The sequence below is a fragment of the Streptomyces sp. NPDC018693 genome (assembly GCF_044391385.1).
GTDB lineage: Bacteria > Actinomycetota > Actinomycetes > Streptomycetales > Streptomycetaceae > Streptomyces.
The window spans coordinates 13,605-34,343 of sequence record NZ_JBIRZZ010000019.1 but is presented as its reverse complement, the minus strand read 5'-3'; the positions used below and the strand labels follow the sequence as shown (position 1 = coordinate 34,343).

The 20,739-nt window shown below is 72.4% G+C and carries 17 protein-coding genes and 2 pseudogenes; 7 read left to right on the top strand and 12 right to left on the bottom strand.

The window, feature by feature from the left end:
• Positions 1-29 precede the first annotated feature (29 nt).
• The 3 genes from ACH5AC_RS33310 (at position 30) to ACH5AC_RS33300 (ending at position 3,383) form a co-directional block, all read left to right on the top strand.
• A complete protein-coding gene (locus ACH5AC_RS33310; protein WP_398866012.1) occupies positions 30-695 on the top strand; it encodes an amino acid ABC transporter permease in 666 nt (221 codons plus the stop codon).
• A complete protein-coding gene (locus tag ACH5AC_RS33305; protein ID WP_398866011.1) occupies positions 692-1,600 on the top strand; it encodes an amino acid ABC transporter permease in 909 nt (302 codons plus the stop codon). The genes ACH5AC_RS33310 and ACH5AC_RS33305 overlap by 4 nt, the downstream gene beginning before the upstream one ends.
• 175 nt (positions 1,601-1,775) lie before the next feature.
• Complete coding sequence (locus ACH5AC_RS33300) at positions 1,776-3,383, top strand: FAD-dependent monooxygenase (protein ID WP_398866010.1); 1,608 nt, start codon at positions 1,776-1,778, stop codon at positions 3,381-3,383.
• Between the two features lie 244 nt (positions 3,384-3,627).
• Here the strand turns inward: ACH5AC_RS33300 and recX are convergent, their stop codons facing one another.
• The 4 genes from recX to ACH5AC_RS33280 all read right to left on the bottom strand — a co-directional run bounded on the left by recX (position 3,628) and on the right by ACH5AC_RS33280 (position 7,286).
• Complete coding sequence (gene recX, locus ACH5AC_RS33295) at positions 3,628-4,353, bottom strand: recombination regulator RecX (RefSeq protein ID WP_398866009.1); 726 nt, start codon at positions 4,351-4,353, stop codon at positions 3,628-3,630.
• 5 nt (positions 4,354-4,358) lie between these two features.
• Entirely contained in the window at positions 4,359-5,486 is a 1,128-nt protein-coding gene (gene recA / locus ACH5AC_RS33290) for a recombinase RecA (RefSeq protein ID WP_398866008.1), read from the bottom strand.
• A 273-nt stretch (positions 5,487-5,759) separates the two neighbouring features.
• Positions 5,760-7,031: an AI-2E family transporter gene (locus ACH5AC_RS33285; RefSeq protein ID WP_398866007.1), complete on the bottom strand. Its 1,272-nt coding sequence runs from the start codon at positions 7,029-7,031 to the stop codon at positions 5,760-5,762.
• Between the two features lie 60 nt (positions 7,032-7,091).
• Complete coding sequence (locus ACH5AC_RS33280; protein WP_398866006.1) at positions 7,092-7,286, bottom strand: DUF3046 domain-containing protein; 195 nt, start codon at positions 7,284-7,286, stop codon at positions 7,092-7,094.
• A gap of 79 nt (positions 7,287-7,365) precedes the next feature.
• Between ACH5AC_RS33280 and ACH5AC_RS33275 the strand changes: the two genes are divergently transcribed.
• Entirely contained in the window at positions 7,366-8,310 is a 945-nt protein-coding gene (locus ACH5AC_RS33275) for a hypothetical protein (RefSeq protein ID WP_398866005.1), read from the top strand.
• Positions 8,311-8,686: 376 nt separating this feature from the next.
• On the opposite strand, the pseudogene ACH5AC_RS33270 reads toward ACH5AC_RS33275, so the two are convergent.
• Both ACH5AC_RS33270 and ACH5AC_RS33265 read right to left on the bottom strand, forming a co-directional pair.
• Positions 8,687-8,941 (bottom strand): annotated as a pseudogene (locus ACH5AC_RS33270) (AzlD domain-containing protein); the annotation flags it as partial.
• A pseudogene (locus tag ACH5AC_RS33265) lies at positions 8,940-9,281 on the bottom strand (AraC family ligand binding domain-containing protein); the annotation flags it as partial. The pseudogenes ACH5AC_RS33265 and ACH5AC_RS33270, both read right to left, overlap by 2 nt.
• Positions 9,282-9,385: 104 nt before the next feature.
• Here ACH5AC_RS33265 and ACH5AC_RS33260 point away from each other — a divergent pair.
• From ACH5AC_RS33260 to ACH5AC_RS33250, 3 genes are all read left to right on the top strand, one after another.
• Complete coding sequence (locus tag ACH5AC_RS33260; protein WP_398866004.1) at positions 9,386-14,332, top strand: ATP-dependent helicase; 4,947 nt, start codon at positions 9,386-9,388, stop codon at positions 14,330-14,332.
• 76 nt (positions 14,333-14,408) lie between these two features.
• Positions 14,409-15,242 (top strand): Fpg/Nei family DNA glycosylase, encoded by an 834-nt coding sequence (locus ACH5AC_RS33255; RefSeq protein WP_398866003.1) that lies wholly within the window; start codon positions 14,409-14,411, stop codon positions 15,240-15,242.
• 33 nt (positions 15,243-15,275) lie between these two features.
• Entirely contained in the window at positions 15,276-16,040 is a 765-nt protein-coding gene (locus ACH5AC_RS33250) for an SDR family NAD(P)-dependent oxidoreductase (RefSeq protein WP_398866002.1), read from the top strand.
• On the opposite strand, the gene ACH5AC_RS33245 is transcribed toward ACH5AC_RS33250, so the two are convergent.
• From ACH5AC_RS33245 to ACH5AC_RS33220, 6 genes are all read right to left on the bottom strand, one after another.
• On the bottom strand, positions 15,988-16,224 hold the full coding sequence (locus ACH5AC_RS33245; RefSeq protein ID WP_398866105.1) for a hypothetical protein: 237 nt from the start codon (positions 16,222-16,224) through the stop codon (positions 15,988-15,990). The genes ACH5AC_RS33250 and ACH5AC_RS33245 overlap by 53 nt on opposite strands.
• Before the next feature lie 225 nt (positions 16,225-16,449).
• On the bottom strand, positions 16,450-16,830 hold the full coding sequence (locus ACH5AC_RS33240) for a helix-turn-helix domain-containing protein (protein WP_062700236.1): 381 nt from the start codon (positions 16,828-16,830) through the stop codon (positions 16,450-16,452).
• Between the two features lie 109 nt (positions 16,831-16,939).
• The gene (locus ACH5AC_RS33235; RefSeq protein ID WP_398866001.1) at positions 16,940-17,485 is read right to left on the bottom strand and encodes a CinA family protein; all 546 of its coding nucleotides are present in this window, start codon (positions 17,483-17,485) and stop codon (positions 16,940-16,942) included.
• Complete coding sequence (gene pgsA, locus ACH5AC_RS33230; protein ID WP_398866000.1) at positions 17,482-18,201, bottom strand: CDP-diacylglycerol--glycerol-3-phosphate 3-phosphatidyltransferase; 720 nt, start codon at positions 18,199-18,201, stop codon at positions 17,482-17,484. Before pgsA ends, ACH5AC_RS33235 begins: the two co-directional genes overlap by 4 nt.
• Positions 18,198-19,670 (bottom strand): 30S ribosomal protein S12 methylthiotransferase RimO, encoded by a 1,473-nt coding sequence (gene rimO, locus ACH5AC_RS33225; protein ID WP_398865999.1) that lies wholly within the window; start codon positions 19,668-19,670, stop codon positions 18,198-18,200. The genes pgsA and rimO overlap by 4 nt, the downstream gene beginning before the upstream one ends.
• 85 nt (positions 19,671-19,755) lie before the next feature.
• The gene (locus ACH5AC_RS33220) at positions 19,756-20,595 is read right to left on the bottom strand and encodes a helix-turn-helix domain-containing protein (protein ID WP_398865997.1); all 840 of its coding nucleotides are present in this window, start codon (positions 20,593-20,595) and stop codon (positions 19,756-19,758) included.
• Between the last annotated feature and the right edge of the window lie 144 nt (positions 20,596-20,739).

The window sequence follows — 20,739 nt, the reverse complement described above, 5'->3', positions numbered from 1 at the left end:
ACGCCACACACCCGGAAGCGCGGGAGATCGTGTTCGACTTTCTTGAAGGTTACGACGTCCTAGGGGCGTTCTGGACAACGGTGCAGCTGACCGTGCTGTCCGCCGTGGGCTCCCTGGTCTGGGGCACCCTGCTGGCCGCGATGCGGGTGAGCCCGGTCCCGCTGATGCGCGGGTTCGGCACCGCCTACGTCAATATCGTCCGGAACATCCCGCTGACGGTCATCATCCTGTTCACCTCGCTCGGCCTCGCCGACATCTTCGGTGTCACCATGGGCACCGACAACTTCAAGGACCAGGGCTTCCGGCTCGCGGTGCTCGGCCTGGTCGCCTACACCGCCGCCTTCGTCTGCGAAGCGATCCGTTCCGGCATCAACACGGTGCCGCTCGGCCAGGCGGAGGCGGCGCGCGCCATCGGGCTGACCTTCACCCAGACGCTGTCGCTCATCATCCTGCCGCAGGCGTTCCGCTCGGTCATCGGCCCGCTGGCCAACGTGCTGATCGCGCTCACGAAGAACACCACGGTGGCGGCCGCCATCAGCGTCGCCGAAGCCGCCGCCCTGATGAAGACCATGATCGAGAACGAGGCTCAGACGGTGCCCATCGGCCTCGTCTTCGCTTTCGGATTCGTGGTCCTGACCCTGCCCACGGGCCTGTTCTTCGGCTGGCTCAGCAAGCGACTGGCGGTGAAGCGATGAGCTCGGTTCTCTACGACACTCCCGGGCCCCGCGCCAAGCGGCGCAATCTGATCGTCTCGGTGGTCTTCTTCGCCCTGCTCGCCGTGCTGGTGTGGTGGGTCTGGAAGACCCTGGACGATGAGGACCAGCTGACGTCCGCCCTGTGGAAGCCGTTCATCGAGGCCGAGGCATGGGATACCTACCTGCTCCCCGGTCTCGCCAACACGCTGAAGGCCGCGGCGCTCGCCATGGTGATCGCCCTGCCGCTGGGCGCGGTCCTGGGCATCGCGCGCCTGTCCGACCATCGGTCGGTGCGGATGGTGTCCGGCGCGGTGGTCGAGTTCTTCCGGGCGATCCCGGTGTTGCTGCTGATGCTGTTCGCGAACGAGTTCTTCGCCCGTTCCACGGATGTCAGCAGCGCTGACCGGCCACTGTACGCGGTCGTCACCGGCCTGGTGCTCTACAACGCCGCGGTGCTCGCGGAAGTCGTCCGGGCCGGCATCCTGGCACTGCCCAGGGGTCAGACGGAGGCCGCCTACGCGATCGGCCTGCGCAAGGGCCAGACGATGAAGAACATCCTGCTCCCGCAGGCCGTCACCGCCATGCTCCCGGCCATCGTCAGCCAGCTCGTGGTCATCGTGAAGGACACCGCGCTGGGCGGTGTGATGATCGGCTTCGCCGAGCTGCTCAACTCGCGCGGCACCCTGGCGGCGTTCTACGCCAACGTGATCCCCAGCTTCATCGTGGTCGCGCTCATCTACATCGTGCTGAACTTCATCCTCACCAGCTTCGCGAGCTGGCTGGAGGCCCGCCTGCGGCGCAGCAAGCGCAGCACGGGCGCGGTGCTCGGCGCCGAGGACGTCGACGACCTCAACGCGGCCGAGGTCGGCGGCACCCGCGGCACGGGGGCGGGCGGTACCGTCTGACGCCCGATCACATGGCATGAGCTGGACGGGGGCAGTGGTGCGCGCGCCACTGCCCCCGTCGCTTGACGCAAACAGCGCCAATGGGTTGCATACGTTCTGTGATCGTGCACCCTGCTCCCACCTTTAGTTCCCATACGTCCCTGAGGGCATCGTCACGGGCAGGGGGAGCCGCGCCGTGGACCCGGTGATCATCGTCGGAGCGGGGCCCGTGGGGCTGACGCTCGCCCTGGCGCTGGCGCGTCAGGAGGTCCCCTCGGTCATCCTCGACGAGGGCCCGGGCAAGGACGAACCACGGCTCGCCCGCACCGTAGTACTGCACGAGGACACCACCGCCCTCCTGGAACGGCTCACCGGACTCCCCCTCGACCAGGCCGGGGAGCGTTGGGCCGGATGGCGGTCGCTGCGACGCCGTCAGGTGATGCGCGAGATCACATTCGGCGACGACGCCGGGCCCGCGCCGCTGCACATCGCCCAGCATGTGCTCACCGGCGCCCTGCGCACGGCCCTCGCACGCGAACGGCTCGTCAGCATCGCCGTCGACAGCCGCCTGGACGCCGTCGAACAGGAACTCTCCGGGGTCACCGCCCACACGCGAGGCCCCGAGGGCACCTGGTGGCGCGGCAGCTACCTGGTCGGCTGCGACGGCCCGCGCTCCACGGTCCGCAAACTGCAGGACATCCGCTTCCCGGGCCGTACGGCGGTGGAGCGACACGCCGTGGCCGCGCTGCGCGTGGAACTTCCCTGGGAGGGCCAGGCGTTGCTCCATCGGATGCCGCCCTGGCGGACGTCCGGACCGTCGGCCGGAGAGGTGACCGCCCGCCCCCTCCCGGACCGCGTCTGGCGCCTGGACTGGCTGCTTCCGCCCGGCAAGGACCTCGTCACGCCCGAGCTGCTGCTCGCCCGGGTCCGCGAGACCCTCGACGGCTGGAGCGACGGCCCGGCACCGGCGTACGAGCTGCTCGACACCGGCGTCCACATCGTGCACCACCGGCTCGCGCGCCGGTGGCGCGCCGGACGGGTGTTCCTCGCCGGGGACGCCGCGCATCTGATGGGCGCGTTCGGCACCCAGGGGCTCGACGAGGGCCTGAGGGACGCCGACAACCTCGCCTGGAAGCTGGCAGCGGCCTGGCACCACGGACCGCGCGAGGCGCTGCTCGACAGCTACCAGACCGAGCGGCGCGCGGCGGTCGCCGCCAGGTTGCGCGCCGCCGACCAGGTGCTGCCGCTGCTGCGCGGGAGCGGCGGCATAAGGGCGTACGTCCCCGGCGCAGCCAGGGGTCATGACGCGCTGCTCACCGACGGCCACCTCGGCCGCGGCCCGCTGGGCGCGCCCGGCACGTACGCTGACTCCCCGCTGGCGCCCGGCCGGCTGGAGGCCGAGGTGCCGGTCGACACCGCGCCCGGCGCCCCGGTGACGGACGTACGGGTGACGGCGGAGGACGGCTCGTTCGTCCGGCTGCGCGAGCGGCTCGGCCGCGGTGCCCTGCTCGTCCTCCTCGTCGCGCCGGGCACTGGGGTGTGGGAGCGCAGGCACTGGGTGAGCGCCGGCCTCATGCCCCGGCTCGCCGCCGCCGTGACCGCCCTGCCGCACCCGGCCGAGCTGCTGGTCACCGAGAGCTACCCCGGCGCGGCCGCCCACACCGTCCTGCTGATCCGACCCGACGGCCATCTGATCACCGCCCTGAGCGGCGTCCGTCCAGCCGACCTGTACACGGCGGCGGAGGCGGCACTGGGCGGGGCAGCAGAGCGGACCGAGGCGGAGGCGGGCGCGGCCGCGCAGTAGGGCCCTCAGCGTCACCCTGTGTCCGCGGGGTGATGGTGACTGACCGTGCCGTACCGACGCACTGCACTCCGGTTTCTGGCCAGCACCTGTTGCACCTGAGGTGGAGGCGTGGAGGGTCCCGATGGCCTCGTCCGCCGGCTACCGTGCCCGGAGGCCGTTGAAGCCCGTGCCCGTGGCTCTGCGCTCAGCATCGGGCGGGCCGTCGGCATGGGTCGCCAAGCCCGTCCTCGGAAGCCTCGCCGTCTCAGAAGTCGTCGGCGTCGAGGAAGTCGGTGTCCTCGCCCTCCTCCTCCAGCGCCCGGCGGACCACCCGCAGGGCCATGCCCTCGGAGTAGCCCTTGCGGGCGAGCATGCCGGCGAGGCGGCGGATCCGTTTGTCGCGGTCGAGGCCGCGGGTGGAGCGCAGCTTGCGGGCGACCAGCTCGCGGGCGGTCGCTTCCTCCTGCTCGGAGTCGAGTTGTGCGACGGCCTCGTCGATCAGCAACGAGTCGACGCCTTTGGTGCGCAGTTCCCGCGCGAGCGCGCGACGGGCCAGGCCCCGCCCATGGTGCCGGGACTCCACCCAGGCGTCCGCGAAGGCGCTGTCGTCGATCAGCCCGACCTCCTCGAACCGGGAGAGGACCTCCTCGGCCACCTCGTCCGGGATCTCGCGTTTACGCAGGGCGTCGGCGAGCTGCTTGCGTGTGCGCGGGGTCCCGGTGAGCAGGCGCAGGCAGATCGCCCGTGCCCGCTCAGCCGGGTCCCCTGAAGACTCCCCCTGCTCGGCCCTCGACGAGGAGGAGGCGCCTTCGTCTTCACCGGGTGACAGCGCGGATCGGCGCCTGCGGCGGCCCGTCGCGCCGCGCGGCCCGCCGTCACGCGTGCCGCCAGGTGCGTCGTCCGTCCAGGCCGGGACCGGGTCGCCGTCGGTCGCCCGCTCCTGTGGGGCGTCGAGGTCGGCGTACTCGGCCCAGTCGGTTCGCCGTGTCATGGGGATCAGCTCTTGGCAGCCGCGGCCCTGGTCTTGGTGGCCTTGGCGGCGGGGGCGGGCACCGTCTTGGCGTCGTCCGCGGCCGCGCCCGCGGAGACGGCCGCGTCCGCGCCGGGCGCCGCGGCGGGCTCCTCGGTGCGCACGCCGACGCCCAGCTTCTCCTTGATCTTCTTCTCGATCTCGTTGGCGAGGTCGGGGTTGTCCTTCAGGAAATTGCGGGCGTTCTCCTTGCCCTGGCCGAGCTGGTCGCCCTCGTACGTGTACCAGGCGCCGGCCTTGCGGACGAAGCCGTGCTCCACGCCCATGTCGATCAGGCCGCCCTCGCGGCTGATGCCCTGGCCGTAGAGGATGTCGAACTCGGCCTGCTTGAAGGGCGGCGCGACCTTGTTCTTGACGACCTTGCAGCGGGTGCGGTTGCCGACCGCCTCCGTGCCGTCCTTCAGGGTCTCGATGCGGCGGATGTCGATACGCACCGAGGCGTAGAACTTCAGCGCCCGACCACCGGTCGTGGTCTCCGGGGAGCCGAACATCACACCGATCTTCTCGCGGAGCTGGTTGATGAAGATCGCCGTGGTCTTGGACTGGTTGAGCGCGCTGGTGATCTTCCGCAGGGCCTGGCTCATCAGGCGGGCCTGCAGACCCACGTGGCTGTCGCCCATCTCGCCCTCGATCTCCGCGCGCGGCACCAGTGCGGCGACGGAGTCGATGACGATGAGGTCGAGGGCGCCGGAGCGGACGAGCATGTCCACGATCTCCAGGGCCTGCTCGCCGTTGTCGGGCTGGGACAGGATCAGGTTGTCGATGTCGACACCGAGCTTCTTCGCGTACTCGGGGTCGAGGGCGTGCTCCGCGTCCACGAAGGCGACCTGGCCGCCGGCCTTCTGTGCGTTGGCCACGGCGTGCAGGGTCAGCGTGGTCTTACCGGAAGATTCCGGTCCGTAGATCTCGACGACACGGCCGCGCGGCAGACCGCCGACGCCGAGCGCCACGTCGAGCGCGGTCGACCCGGTCGGGATGACCTCGATGGGCTCCTTCGACCGCTCGCCCATGCGCATGACCGCGCCTTTGCCGAATTGCCGTTCAATCTGTGCGAGCGCGGCATCAAGGGCCTTCTCGCGGTCGGTTCCTGCCATGGGTTCCACCCGGTTTGCTGTAGTCGATCGCTTCACGTCAAAGACGCTAACGCCTGCCACTGACAATGCGCCCCGACGCCGGTCCGGCCTGTGGATAACTCGGGCACTTCCCGGCCCGAACCAGGACGAAATACCCGCCGAGAGCCTCGCCGGAGCCTCCATGAGAATGGATGTTCGATTTTTGTGTCAAGCGCACCACGAGGCACTCCCGAGGGTACGACCGCGAGCCCGCGCCCGGCCCGGATCACGGCCCCGCGCAGCCCGCCCGCCCCGTCAGTCGGAGCCCGCCTGCGGCTCCGGCGTCCGGGTCCCGGCCCTCGCCCCGGCCCCCACCCGCCACGCGCGCGCGAGCACACCCGTCCGGCCGCCCCGCTCCCCGCGGTCCCGGTGGCCGTGGACACGGGGGTCGTCGGTGACGTCGTACCGCTTCACGTACGCCCCCAGGAACGCCTGCAGGGTGGCGACCGCCGGGATGGCGATCAGCGCACCGACCGCGCCGAGAAGGGCGGTGCCGGCGACGACCGAGCCGAAGGCGACGGCCGGGTGGATGTCGACGGTCTTCGAGGTCAGCTTGGGCTGCAGCATGTAGTTCTCGAACTGCTGGTAGACCACGACGAAGACCAGCACCCACAGCGCGTACCAGGGGTCGACCGTGAAGGCGATCAGCATCGGCAGGGCGCCCGCGAGATAGGTGCCGATGGTGGGGATGAACTGCGAGACCACGCCCACCCACACACCGAGCACGGGCGCGTAGGGGATGCCGAGGGCCTGCAGGAGTATGTAGTGCGCGATGCCCGAGATCAGCGCCATCAGCCCGCGTGAGTACAGGTATCCGCCGGTCTTGTCGACGGCGATCTCCCAGGCGCGCAGCACCTCGGCCTGGCGCGCGGGCGGCAGCACCGAGCACAGGGCGCGGCGCAGCCGCGGCCCGTCGGCGGCGAAGTAGAACGAGAACAGCGTGACCGTCAGCACCTGGAAGAGCCCGCCGAGGACCTGCGCGGAGACGTCCAGGACGCCGGCTGCGCTGTTCTGCGCGTACCGCTTCAGCCAGTCGGAACGGAGCAGCCCCTCCTGGATGTCGACGCGTCTGAGGTCGCTGTTGAAGGTGGTGTTGATCCAGTTGATGACGGAGTCCAGATAGCCCGGGAACCCGTCGATCATCTTGATGATCTGATCCGCCAGCAACGAGCCGAGCAGGGTGAAGAACCCGGCGACCGTGACCAGCAGGAAGAGGAAGACCAGGAAGGTGGCGAGCCCCCTGCGCATCCCGCGCGCGGCCATCCGGCTCACCGCGGGCTCGATGGCGAGGGCCAGGAAGAACGCGATCAGGATGTTGATCAGCAGGCCGGTCAACTGGTGGAAGGCCCAGGTCCCCAGCTGGAACACGCCGAACAGGGCGAACACGAGCACCATGGCGCGCGGCAGCCAGCGCGGCATGCGCGCGCCCGGCACGGGGCCGCCTTCGGCGGAGGGCCCGACGGTCGTCGCCGTGCCGGGCGGGGAGGTGTGCCGGTCGATCTGCTCGGTGTCGTCAGTGGGTGCCACGGGCCAAGTCTCGCCGACGCCACCGGCATTCGGACGTGCTCCGGCAATCTCCGTCACCGATCAGCGCCTCTCCTGCGGAACGTTCATCACCGTGCAGACCACTCGCCACACGTCCTTCGCGTCCCAGCCGGCCGCCAGAGCCTCCTGCACCGTGCGCCCGCCGAGCTCCGACATCACGTGGTCGCGTGCGAAGGTTTCGGCGTATCCCGCACCGAAGTGCTCCGCCATCCGCTGCCAGAAGACCGTCAACCGCATGACATCAGTATCCCGCGCCCGGGGGTGGCCCCGGCCCAGGCCGCCTGCCGGGACCGCTTCGCACCCTACGGTCTGACCCATGGCCGAAAACGGAGCATCCCCACTCCCCCCGACGCCCCCGGCGCGCTCCCCGCTCTTCCGCGCCGAGCACTTCGTCTGGCTCACCGCGCGCGTGCTGGAGCAGCGCCTCTTCGCCCACCACTTCCTCCACGGCGGCGCGGATCCCGTCGAGACCGCACTCGACGCCTACCGCAACGATGACGGCGGGTACGGCCACGCGCTCGAACCCGATCTGCGCGGCCCCGTCAGCCAGCCCCTGCACACCGCGCACGCGCTGCACGTCCTGGACTCCATCGGACGGTGCGGCGGGCAGCGGGTGGAGCGGGTGTGCCGCTATCTGACGTCCGTCTCCACGGCGGACGGTGCCCTGCCGGCGATCCATCCCAGCCAGCGCGGCTATCCGGCGGCGCCGTTCATCCCGATCGTGGACGACCCGCCCAGCGAACTCCTGGCCACCGGGCCGGTGGTGGGCACGCTGCACCGCAACGAGGTGTGGCATGCCTGGCTCTTCCGGGCCACCGAGTTCTGCTGGCAGGCGGTGGAGTCCCTGGAGAGGTCCCATCCGTACGAGGTGGAGGCCGCCGTGGCCTTCCTCGACTCCGCGCCCGACCGCGCCCGCGCGGAGGCCGCCGCCGACCGCCTGGGCCGCCTGGTGCGCGAGCACCGGCTCGCCGCGCTCGACCCCGACCGCCTGGAGGACTACCCGGTCGCGCCGGGCTACGCCCCCGGCGAGCACCACTTCCCGCACGACTTCGCGCGGACCCCGCACTCCCTCGCGCGCGCGTGGTTCACCGACGACGAAATGTCCCGTTCCTTGGATTTCCTCGCCGCCGAGCAGCAGGAGGACGGCGGCTGGCCGATCCGCTGGCGCCGCTGGGCACCCGGCACCACCCTGGAGGCCCGCCCGATGGTGACCATCGAGGCTCTGCGCACGCTCAGGGCACACGGACGTTCCATCGGCTGACCGGACGTCCATCGGCGTTCCGCCGGCCGCCAGAACACGTGCCTGCCGGCCGGCGGCACAGCAGAGCGCCACCGGCCACGCGCGCGACACCCCTGGCGGGTTTCCGGTCCATCCCCAGGCGGCAACCGGCCACGCGCGCATATGAGACGGGGCCGCCGGACAGAGAGCCGACCCGATCAGCGGCCACACGCGCGTGCCCCGATGCGGGGCGGCGGTCCTCGTACGCCCTCACCGGCGACCGCACGCGCGTGTGCGGCGCAGCCGGGCACGCCGGCCGCCACCGTCCAGGTACCCGAGACCGCACACGCGGGACGGTGTCCGAGCGCCGACCGCCGCCGTGCAGGTGACGAGACCCCACGCGCGTGCCACCGTGTGCTCAGCCCCCGCCCAAGGCCCGCACCCCCGCCGTCACCACCACGGCCGCGGCGACGACCAGCAGGAACGGAGCCCGCAGGGCGAGCGCCACGGCGGCCGCCGCGAGGCCGGCCGCCCGCGCGTCCAGCACCAGCGCGTGCCCGTCGGCGAAGGTCTGCTGGGCGGTCAGGGCGGCCAGCATGGCGACGGGCAGCAGGGCAGCGAGCCTTCGCACGAGGGGCCGTTCGAGGACGCCCGCGGGGACGAGCAGCCCGGCTGACGAAGCCGGGCGTTCCGCGCAGCGTCGTCGTCTCGGCGGCGATGGCGGTCACGACCTCCGGCGACGGATACACCGCGCCGTAGCGCCACCCCTCGGGCACGCCGGCCCGTCCGGTGTGGGGGGTGTCCGGATTGACGAGCGCGAGGGCCCCGGCTCCGACGTACTGGTCGGCCCCGCGGTGCCGGAAGACCTCGGCGCCCTCGGCGACGGCGGCGATCACGAACTGCTCGTGCGTGTGGCGCACGAACGTCTTCCGGACATACCGGGCCCGCAGCAGGTCGACGTCCGGCAGTTCCGCGTACTGCCAGTGCCGCGCCCGCTCCGCCGAACCTCCCATGCCCCCCATTCTCCGCCACAGCGCCCGCCCGCCTCCTGCCGAGCCACCGGCCGGCATCTGCGCAGGTGCGGGGCATTGTCAGTGGCCGGGTGCAGGATGGACGCATGGTCAGCTCCGCACACCGAGCCCTCGACGGCTTCTCCCCCGCGACCCGCGGCTGGTTCACGGGGGCGTTCTCCGCGCCCACCGCGGCCCAGGCGGGCGCCTGGCAGGCGATCCGTGCGGGCTCGGACGTGCTGGTGGTGGCCCCGACCGGCTCCGGCAAGACCCTGGCCGCCTTCCTCGCGGCCCTCGACCGGCTCGCGGCGACGCCCCCGCCGGCCGACCCGAAGAAGCGCTGCCGCGTGCTGTACGTCTCGCCGCTCAAGGCCCTCGCGGTCGACGTGGAGCGCAATCTGCGCAGCCCGCTGACCGGCATCCGTCAGGAGGCGGTCCGCCTGGGCCTGCCCGAGCCCGAGGTGAAGGTCGGCATCCGCTCCGGCGACACCCCGGCCGCCGAGCGCCGCGCGCTGTCCACGCGCCCGCCGGACATCCTGATCACCACCCCGGAGTCCCTGTTCCTGATGCTGACGTCGGCCACCCGCGACGCGCTCACGGGCGTGGAGACGGTGATCCTGGACGAGGTGCACGCGGTCGCGGGCACCAAGCGCGGCGCGCATCTCGCGCTGACCCTGGAGCGGCTGGACGAGCTGCTGCCGAAGCCGGCCCGCCGTATCGGCCTGTCGGCGACCGTCCGCCCGGTCGACGAGGTCGCGCGCTATCTCTCCCCACGCCGCAAGGTGGAGATCGTCCAGCCGAAGTCCGGCAAGGAGTTCGACCTCTCGGTCGTCGTCCCGGTGGAGGATCTGGGCGAGCTGGGCGGCTCCCCGGTCGCCGACGGCTCGGAGGGCACCGAGCGCCCGTCGATCTGGCCGCATGTGGAGGAGCGGATCACCGACCTGGTCCAGGCCCATCGCTCCACGATCGTCTTCGCGAACTCCCGGCGCCTGGCCGAGCGGCTGTGCAACCGGCTCAACGAGATCGCCTACGAGCGCGCGACCGGCGAGACGCTCGACGAGCATCACGCGCCCGCCGAGCTGATGGGCGGCTCGGGCGCGGCACAGGGCGCCCCGCCGGTCATCGCGCGCGCCCACCACGGCTCGGTGTCCAAGGAGCAGCGTGCCCTGGTCGAGGAGGACCTGAAGGCGGGCCGGCTGCCCGCCGTGGTCGCCACCTCCAGCCTGGAGCTGGGCATCGACATGGGCGCCGTGGACCTCGTCGTCCAGGTGGAGTCCCCGCCCTCGGTGGCCTCGGGCCTGCAGCGGGTCGGCCGCGCGGGGCACCAGGTGGGCGCGGTCTCCACGGGCGTGGTGTTCCCGAAGTACCGCGGCGACCTGGTGCAGGCGGCCGTGGTCACCGAGCGGATGCGCACCGGCTCCATCGAGTCCCTGAGGGTCCCCGCCAACCCGCTGGACGTGCTGGCCCAGCAGCTCGTCGCGATGACGGCGATGGACACCTGGCAGTTCGACTACCTGCTCGCCGCCGTCCGCCGGGCGGCCCCCTTCGCCTCGCTCCCGGAGTCGGCGTTCACGGCCACGCTGGACATGCTCGCCGGCCGCTACCCCTCGGACGCGTTCGCCGAGCTGCGCCCGCGCGTGGTGTGGGACCGCGTCACCGGTACGGTCACCGGCCGCCCCGGCGCCCAGCGCCTCGCCGTCACCTCCGGCGGCACGATCCCCGACCGGGGCCTGTTCGGTGTCTTCCTCGCCGGCGCGGACCCGAAGAAGGGCGGCGGCCGGGTCGGCGAGCTGGACGAGGAGATGGTCTACGAGTCACGCATCGGCGATGTCTTCACGCTGGGCACCAGCTCCTGGCGCATCGAGGACATCACCCGCGACCGCGTCCTGGTCTCCCCCGCCCCGGGAGTCCCCGGCCGGCTGCCCTTCTGGAAGGGCGACCAGCTCGGCCGCCCGCTCGAACTGGGCCGCGCGGTGGGCGCGTTCCTCCGCGAGGTCGGCTCACTGTCCAGGGACGATGCCCGGCTGCGCCTGCTCACCGCGGGGCTGGACGCCTGGGCCGCCGACAATGTGCTCTCCTACCTGGACGAACAGCGCGAGGCATGCGGCCACGTCCCGGACGACCGCACCATCGTCGTGGAGCGCTTCCGCGACGAACTGGGCGACTGGCGGGTCGTCGTCCACTCCCCCTTCGGCGCCCAGGTACACGCCCCCTGGGCCCTGGCCCTCGGCGCCCGCCTGGCCGAGCGGTACGGCATGGACGCCCAGGTCATGCACGCCGACGACGGCATCGTGCTGCGCCTGCCGGACGCCGATCTGATGGGCCTGGACCTGCTCGACCAGGAGCCCCTCAAGGCCGGTGCCGAATACGACGCGGAGCAGGCCCCGGTCGGCGCCGCGGACGTCGTCTTCGACAAGGGCGAGGTCGACCAGGTCGTCACCGACCAGGTCGGCGGTTCGGCGCTGTTCGCGTCCCGGTTCCGGGAGTGCGCCGCCCGCGCGCTGCTGCTGCCGCGCCGCAACCCCGGCAGGCGCACCCCGCTGTGGCAGCAGCGCCAGCGTGCCGCCCAGCTCCTGGAGGTCGCGAGCGAGTTCGGCTCGTTCCCGATCGTCCTGGAAGCGGTCCGCGAGTGCCTTCAGGACGTCTTCGACGTCCCGGGCCTGGTCGAGCTGATGGGCGACCTGGAGTCCCGCAAGGTGCGCCTGGTCGAGGTGACCACCCCGGAGCCGTCCCCCTTCGCCCGGTCCCTGCTCTTCGGCTATGTCGCCCAGTTCCTGTACGAGGGTGACTCGCCGCTCGCCGAGCGCCGCGCCGCCGCGCTCTCCCTCGACTCCAGGCTGCTGGCCGAGCTGCTCGGACAGGCGGAGCTGCGTGAGCTGCTGGACGCGGAGGTGCTGGCCGAGCTGGAGCGCGAGCTGCAGTGGCGCACCGAGGACCGCCGTGCCAAGGACGCCGAAGGCGTCGCCGACCTCCTCCGTCTCCTGGGCCCGCTCACCGACGCCGAGCTGGCCGAGCGCGGCGCCGAGGCGCACTGGGCCCAGGAGCTGGCCGCCGCCCGCCGCGCCATCCGGGTGCGGATCGCCGGGGCCGACCACTGGGCTGCGATCGAGGACGCGGGCCGGCTGCGCGACGCCCTGGGCACCGCCCTGCCGGTCGGCGTCCCGGAGGCGTTCACCGAGCCGGTGAAGGACCCGCTCGGTGACCTCCTCGCCCGCTACGCCCGCACCCACGGCCCCTTCACCTCCGCCACGGCCGCCGCCCGCTTCGGTCTGGGTGTCGCGGTCACCGAGGGCGCCCTGCAGCGGCTCGCGGCGAGCGGCCGGATCGTCCAGGGCGAGTTCCACCCGGCGGGCATCGGCCAGGAGTGGTGCGACGCGGCCGTCCTGCGCCGCCTGCGCCGCCGCTCCCTGGCCGCGCTGCGGCACGAGCTGGAGCCGGTCCCACCGGCCGCCCTCGCCCAGTTCCTCCCCCAGTGGCAGCACATCGGCAAGGGCCACGCCCTGCGCGGCGTCGACGGACTCCTCCGCGCCGTCGAGCAGCTCCAGGGCGCATCCGTGCCCGCCTCCGCCCTGGAGAAGCTGGTCCTGCCCTCCCGTGTCACGGACTACGCCCCGGCCATGCTCGACGAGCTCACCGCCGCCGGAGAGATCGTGTGGGCAGGAGCGGGCGCCCTGCCCGGCAAGGACGGCTGGGTCTCCCTGTACCTGGCGGACGCGGCGCCCCTCCTCCTGCCCGCACCCCACCCCCTGGAGCTCACCGCGCTCCACCAGTCCCTCCTGGACGCCCTCTCCGGCGGCTACGGCCTGTTCTTCCGCCAGATCGCCGACCAGGTCCGCGCCACCACCCACCCCGAGGTCACCGACCCCCAGCTGGCCGACGCGATCTGGGACCTCGCCTGGTCGGGCCGGCTCACCAACGACACGCTGGCCCCCATGCGCTCCCTGCTGGGCTCCGGCCGTACGGCGGGTTCCACGGCCCACCGCGCCAAGCGGGCGGTCCCGCGCGGCCGCTACGGCTCGCTGACGGCCGCCGCCCGCCCGGCCTCCCGGACCGGCCCGCCGACCGTCGCCGGCCGCTGGTCCCTGCTCCCGGCCCAGGAGCCCGACCCCACGGTCCGCGCCCATGCCCTGGCCCGCGCGCTCCTCGACCGGCACGGCGTGGTGACCCGGGGCGCGGTCTCCGCCGAGGGCGTCGAGGGCGGCTTCTCGGCGACGTACCGCGTGCTGTCCGTCTTCGAGGAGAGCGGCCAGGCCCGGCGCGGCTATGTGGTGGAGGGCCTCGGCGCCGCGCAGTTCGCCATGGACGGCGCGGTGGACCGCCTGCGCGCCGTGGCCAACGCCCGTGAGCGGGGCGACGGCCGCCCCGACCCCGCCCACTTCGGCAGCGACACCGACAGCCGCCCCAACCCCGCCCCCTACGGCAACGGCACCGACGGCGCCTTCGGCCCGTCCCCGGACACCGGTGTGCCCGACTTCGGCTCACCCGCCCCGTACGAGACTCTGGACGGCTTCCCCGACCTCCCCACCATCCCGGGCGACCGCATACGTGACGTCGCCGCTCCCGGCGGCGGTGGCCCGCGCGGCGGCATGCGCGGCGGCCCTGCATCGCCGTACACCACGCCCTTCCCCCACCGTGGTCGTCACGGCTCCGCCGCCCCTGCCCGAGGTGTCGTCCTGGCCGCCGCCGATCCGGCGAACGCGTACGGCTCCGCGCTCCCCTGGCCGGAGCCCCCGGCGGGCGCCGGGCACAAGCCGGGCCGCAAGGCGGGTTCCCTGGTCGTCCTCGTCGACGGCGAGCTGACGCTGTACATGGAGCGGGGCGGCAAGACGCTGCTGGCCTGGCCCGCCCACCCGGGCGACGACACCCCGCCCGCCGACGACCGGCGTCTGCACGCCGCGGCCGAGGCCCTCGCCGCCGCGGCCCGCGCAGGCTCCCTCGGCACGGTCACGGTGGAGCGCGTCAACGGCGCCTCGGCCCTGACCTCCCCCCTCGGCGCTCTCCTGGAAGGAGCGGGCTTCATCGCGACCCCACGCGGCCTGAGACTGCGCGCATGACGATCCCCGACGCCCACGGCCACCCGACCGGACACCCCCGGAAGGCATCCCTCACCAGGCGTGCCACCCTTGACTCATGCCCGAAGGTGACACGGTCTGGCAGGCCGCGAGACGGCTGGACACCGCCCTCGCGGGGAAGGTGCTGACCCGCGCCGACCTGCGGGTGCCCAAGTACGCCACCGTCGACCTCGCCGGCCGCAGGATCCTGGACGTCACCCCGCGCGGCAAGCATCTGCTCACCCGCGTCGAGGGCGGCCTCACCCTCCACTCGCACCTGATGATGGACGGCGCATGGCAGGTCTACACGCACGACCAGCGCTGGAGCGGCGGCCCCGGGCACCAGATCCGCGCGATCCTCGGCACCGCCGACCGCACAGCTGTCGGCTACCGCCTCACCGTCCTCGACCTCCTGCGCACCGCCGACGAGGACCGGGCAGTCGGCCACCTCGGCCCCGACCTGCTGGGGCCGGACTGGGACCCGCAGCGGGCCCTCACGAACCTGCTCGCCGACCCCGCCCGCCCCCTCGGCGAGGCCCTCCTCGACCAGCGCAACCTCGCCGGCATCGGCAACATCTACAAGAGCGAACTGTGCTTCCTGCTCGGCGCCACCCCCTGGCTGCCCATCGGCACACTCCCCGCCGACCGCGCCGCGAAGCTGCCCGCGCTCGCCCAACGGCTGCTGGAGTCCAACCGCGACCGCCCGGTCCGCAGCACCACGGGCCGCCGCGGCCAGGACCTCTTCGTCTACGGCCGCGCGCCCCGCCCCTGCCTGCGCTGCGGCACCCCGATCCGCGCCGCCGACCAGGGCGACGGCTCCCGCGCCCGTCCGACGTACTGGTGCCCGACCTGCCAGACCGGCCCGGCCCCCGCCTGGCAGGCACCGCGCGGCCGCCCCCGTACCACTAATTGACGACCCGTCAGATTTCCTCGTACCGTCGAACCCATGGCCCTGAAGGCGTACGACCTCACCGGGCGCACCGTGTTCGTCACCGGCGCCGCCGGCGGCATCGGCCGCGCCTGCGCCGTACTGTTGGCCGAGGCGGGCGCCGTCGTGCACGGCGCGGACCATGACGCGCGGGGTCTGCGCGAGACGGCGGAGCTGATCCAGGCGCACGGTGGCACGGCCCGCACCCACGTCATCGACGTCACCGACCGGGCCCGGCTGCGGCAGGCCGTCGAGTCCTGCGGCGAACTCCACGCGATGGCCGCGATCGCCGGGATCATGCACCGCAGCCCCGTCCTGGAGACCCGGGACGAGGACCTGGACCGGGTGCTGGACGTCAACTTCAAGGGCGTGCTGTACGCGTGTCAGGAGGCGGCCCGCCTGATGATCGCGCACGGCACCCGCGGCAGCATCGTCACGATGGCGTCCGGCGCCGTCGACACGGGCGGTCCCGGCCTGCTCTGCTACTCGGCGGCCAAGGCGGCCGTGGTCCAGCTGACGAAGACCCTGGCGACCGAGGCCGGCCCGCACGGCATCCGCGTCAACGCCGTCGCCCCGGGCTGGATCCGCACCCCGATGACCGACCGCCATGATGCCGAGGCTCAGGCACGCACGGAGACCTCCATGGCCCGCCGCTCCCCCCTCGGCCGGGTCGGCGACCCGCAGGACGTGGCCCACGCCGTCCTGCACCTGGCCTCGGACGCGTCGGCGTTCACGACAGGTCAGATCCTCCGCCCGAACGGCGGCGTCGCGATGCCCTGGTAGATCCCTCGCTCCCCCCGCCCCAGGCCACCCGCCACCGCCCCGCCGCGAGCGCCCCGACGGCGCGCCCCTTCGGCACGCAGTGCACCGGCAGCAGGCTCAGTCCCCATCCCCCGGCCGCGACCGCCCCCTCCAGCGCTCCGGCCCCGGGCGCCACAGCGAGCCGCACCACGGCCCACCACCACATGACCCCGAGCCCCACGGTCACCCCCCGCCGCGCTATCCGACCCACCCGGTCACCGTTCCCTCCTACTGGCCAGCCCCTCCACGATGACCGCCCCACCACAGACCGGCAAACGCACAGGAGAACACCCACTCAGGGACGCAAGAAGGCCCCGACCGGACTCCCCCGGGGTCAGACCCGGAGCAGCCCCGGCCGGGGCCTCACACCTGTCGGCGTCGGTTCAGACGCTCACGCGGCGACCACGTCCACCGCTTCGCTGGGCGCCTTGATGGTCACCCGTTCCGGTGGCACGCCGGTCACCGACACGGAACCCAGCATCGGACGCACCGACGTGGGCACAGGTTCGCTGGGGGTGGCCGCTGCAGACTGAGCCAGCTCCGCGAGGGCGAGCTCGTCGCTCACTTCCCGCATGAGCTCGGACATCCGTACGTCCAGCGCGTCGCAGATGGCGGAGAGCAGCTCGGAGGAAGCCTCCTTCTGCCCCCGCTCCACCTCGGAGAGATAGCCGAGCGAGACTCGGGCGGACGAGGAGACTTCGCGCAGAGTACGGCCCTGGCGCTGGCGCTGCCGACGCAGCACGTCACCCAGCAGGCGACGGAGCAGAATCATCGGTGGCTCCCTCCTCGGACCGCGTAGCCGCATCCTTCTCGCCCCACCGTACCGCCTCGCGCCGCGGCCGTGCGGGGAGCGATGTCGTGTTCACTCAGGGCTGCAAACATCAAAACCCCCCGTTCTGTTCCGTATCCTGTGCCCGCTCATTCCCGGTGAGTTCGCCCGCAAGCTCCCTCAGGAGCAGGGCGAGTACGCTCCGTACACTCTCTCTACGGATTTCCGCGCGGTCGCCGTTCAACCGCAGGGCCTCCACTTTTCCGCCAGGGGCGGAACCGGAGCCAGGGCCGAACGGCCCGTCCACGGCCACGAAAACCGTCCCGACGGGCTGACCGTCCTGCGGCTCGGGGCCGGCCACCCCGGTCGTCGCGATCCCCCAGTCCGCACCCAGCGCCTTGCGCGCCCCGGCCGCCATCTGGGCCGCGACCTGCGGATCCACCGCACCACGCGCGGCCAGCAGCTCGGCGTCGACGCCGAGCACCGCGTGCTTCAGCTCGGTGGCATAGGCGGTCACCGACCCCCGGAACGCCTTGGACGCCCCCGGCACCGAGGTGATCTCCGCCGCCACCAGGCCACCGGTCAGGGACTCGGCCACAGCGAGGCTCTCGCCCCTGACCGTGAGTAGTCTCACCACGTCGGCGGCCATGGAACTCACGCTTCCGTCTCCTCCACCACTGCCTTGCCCTCGGTGATTCCACGCCTGCGCAGCACAATGGCCTGTCTCACATAGTCGAGGCCGCTCACCACCGTCAGGACGACCGCCGCACCCATCACCCAGAACCTCAGAGTCGCCAGCCACCCCGTCAGCGCCAGGATGTACATCCCCACGGCCACACCCTGGGTGAGCGTCTTGAGCTTGCCGCCCCGGCTCGCCGGGATCACTCCGTACCGGATGACCCAGAAACGCAGGAGCGTCACTCCGAGTTCCCGGCCGAGGATCACGATCGTCACCCACCAGGGCAGATCGCCGAGCGCGGAGAGACAGATCAGCGCCGCGCCCATGATCGCCTTGTCAGCGATGGGGTCGGCGATCTTCCCGAAGTCAGTGACCAGGTTGTACGTCCGCGCCAGATGCCCGTCGAACAGGTCGGTGATCATCGCGATGGCGAAGGCCGCCCAGGCGAACGCGCGCCACGCCGGGTCGTATCCGCCCTCGGCCAGCATCAGCGCGACGAAGGCGGGCACCAGGAGCAGCCGCAGCATGGTCAGCAGATTGGCGATGTTCCAGACACTGGCCTGGTTGACGGCGGCGGCCGCCAGCTTTCCGCCCCGGGCCGACCGGGTGGCACCGTCCTGGCCGTCACCGGCGGGGGGCGACGACTGACGGGCGTGCGAGGAGCCGCCCGCGGCCGATGCCGGTACACCCGTCATCTGCCCGCCTCCTGACCGGACCCGCCCGAGCCCGGCAGGGGCTCGGCCACCAGGTCGACACCCTCCGTGCCGACCACCTTCGCCTCGACCATACGGCCGACGCTCAGCCCCTCGCCGCTCGTGAGGAGCACTTGGCCGTCCGTCTCCGGCGCCTGGTGCGCACCCCGGCCGTACACACCGTCCTCGTCGTCGACCGACTCCACCAGCACGTGCACGGTCTCCCCGAGGCGCTCCTCGGCGCGCTGCGAGACCAGTTCCTCGGCCAGCCGCGAGATGTGCGCGAGGCGCTCGGCGACGACGTCCTCGTCCAGCTTGTTGTCGTAGGTCGCCGCCTCGGTGCCCTCCTCGTCGGAGTAGCCGAAGACGCCGATGGCATCCAGCCGCGCGTGGTTGAGGAACCGCTCCAGCTCGGCCAGGTCGGCCTCGGACTCGCCGGGGAAGCCGACGATGAAGTTGGAGCGCACACCCGCCTCGGGTGCCTTGCTCCGAACGGTGTCGAGCAGTTCGAGGAAGCGGTCGGTGTCGCCGAAGCGGCGCATCGCGCGCAGCACACCCGGCGCGGAGTGCTGGAAGGAGAGGTCGAAGTAGGGCGCGACCTTCGGGGTGGAGGTGAGCACGTCGATCAGGCCGGGTCGCATTTCGGCCGGCTGCAGATAGCTGACCCGCACGCGCTCGAGGCCGTCGACCTCGGCCAGCTCGGGCAGCAGGGACTCCAGCAGGCGGATGTCGCCGAGGTCCTTGCCGTAGGAGGTGTTGTTCTCGGAGACCAGCATGATCTCCTTGACGCCCTGCTCGGCCAGCCAGCGCGTCTCGTTGAGCACGTCGCTCGGGCGGCGAGAGATGAAAGAGCCCCGGAAGGACGGGATGGCGCAGAAGGAGCAGCGCCGGTCGCAGCCGGAGGCCAGCTTGACGGAGGCGACCGGGGCGCCGCCCAGCCGGCGGCGCAGGGGCGCACGGGGGCCGGACTGCGGGGCCAGGCCCTCCGGGAGGTCGGTCGGTGCGCCGTGGCCCGGAAGGGCCACCTCGCTCGCCGACTGCCGCTCGGCCGGGCTGATCGGCAGCAGCTTGCGCCGGTCACGCGGGGTGTGCGAGGCGTGGATGCCGCCGCTCAGGATGGTCTGGAGCCGGTCGGAGATGTCGGCGTAGTCGTCGAACCCGAGCACGCCGTCGGCCTCGGGGAGGGCCTCCGCGAGCTCCTTGCCGTACCGCTCGGCCATGCAGCCGACCGCCACGACGGCCTGGGTTCTGCCGTGGTCCTTGAGGTCGTTGGCCTCCAGGAGGGCGTCGACGGAGTCCTTCTTGGCGGCCTCGACGAAGCCACAGGTGTTCACGACGGCGACGTCGGCGTCCTCGGCGTTCTCCACGAGCTGCCAGCCGTCCGCCTCCAAACGGCCTGCGAGCTCCTCCGAGTCCACCTCGTTACGGGCGCAGCCAAGGGTGACGAGTGCGACGGTACGGCGTTCAGGCATGGGCTCAAGAGTACTTTGTCCCACCGACACCGAACGTCGACGGGGTTGGCGATCTTGGCCAACCCCGCACGAACGTCCGTATGCGTCAGCCGACCTGCGGGTCGCCCTTCGTGTACGTCAGGCGCTCCACCGTGCGCGGCTGCCAGTCCTCCTCGATCTTCTTGCCGTTGACATAGAGGTCGATCATGCCGGCGTCGCCGAGCACGAGATTGATCTTCTGGCTGTCCTGGAAGGTCTTGGACTCGCCCTTCTTGAGCAGTCCGTCGAACAGCAGCCGGCCGTTGTGGTCCTTGGCGGAGATCCAGCTGCGCCCGTCGGTGGCGCTGACCTGGACGGTCACCTTGTCCTGGGGCGCGGCGGCGATGGCGCTGTCGGAGGGCTCGGGCTTCTGTTCGGCGGGCTTCTCGGTCTTCGGCGTGGGCGAGGCGGAGGCGCTCGCCTCGGGCGTGGTGCCGCCCCCGGCTACCGGGTCCTTCGTGCCGTCGTCGCCGCCCTTGAAGGCGGTGAAGGCGACGAAGCCGATCACCGCGACGATCGCGGCGACCATGGCCGCCGTCCAGTTCGGCCCGCGCCGCTCGGGCCGGATGCGCTCCGCCTCGAACAGGGGTGCGGCCGGGGTGGGCGCGGGACGGCCGCCGTGGGTGGCGTCGAACTGCTCGATCAGCGGCGCGGGGTCGATGCGGACGGCCCTGGCCAGGGTCCGGATGTGCCCGCGCGCGTAGACGTCGCCCCCGCAGGGCGCGAAGTCGTCCGCCTCGATCGCGCGGATGATGGCGATGCGGACACGGGTGGCAGTACTGACGTCGTCGACGGTCAGCCCGGCCGCGATGCGCGCCTGGCGCAGCGCACGGCCGATGGAGGGGCGGGCTTCCTCGGACGCGTCTTCGAACGGACGCTCGTCTTCAGGGGAGTTGCCGATGGACACGGGGGCGCCTTTCGAGCGTGTAGCCACCTGTGCTGGAGGTTCAGTCTAGGGGGGGTACGAAAGGGTGGGGCAACCGGGCGGTAGGACTTTGTACGCCATCGGAATGGCCGGTCACGCCGACGGCTGGCCAGGTATGGACCCCAG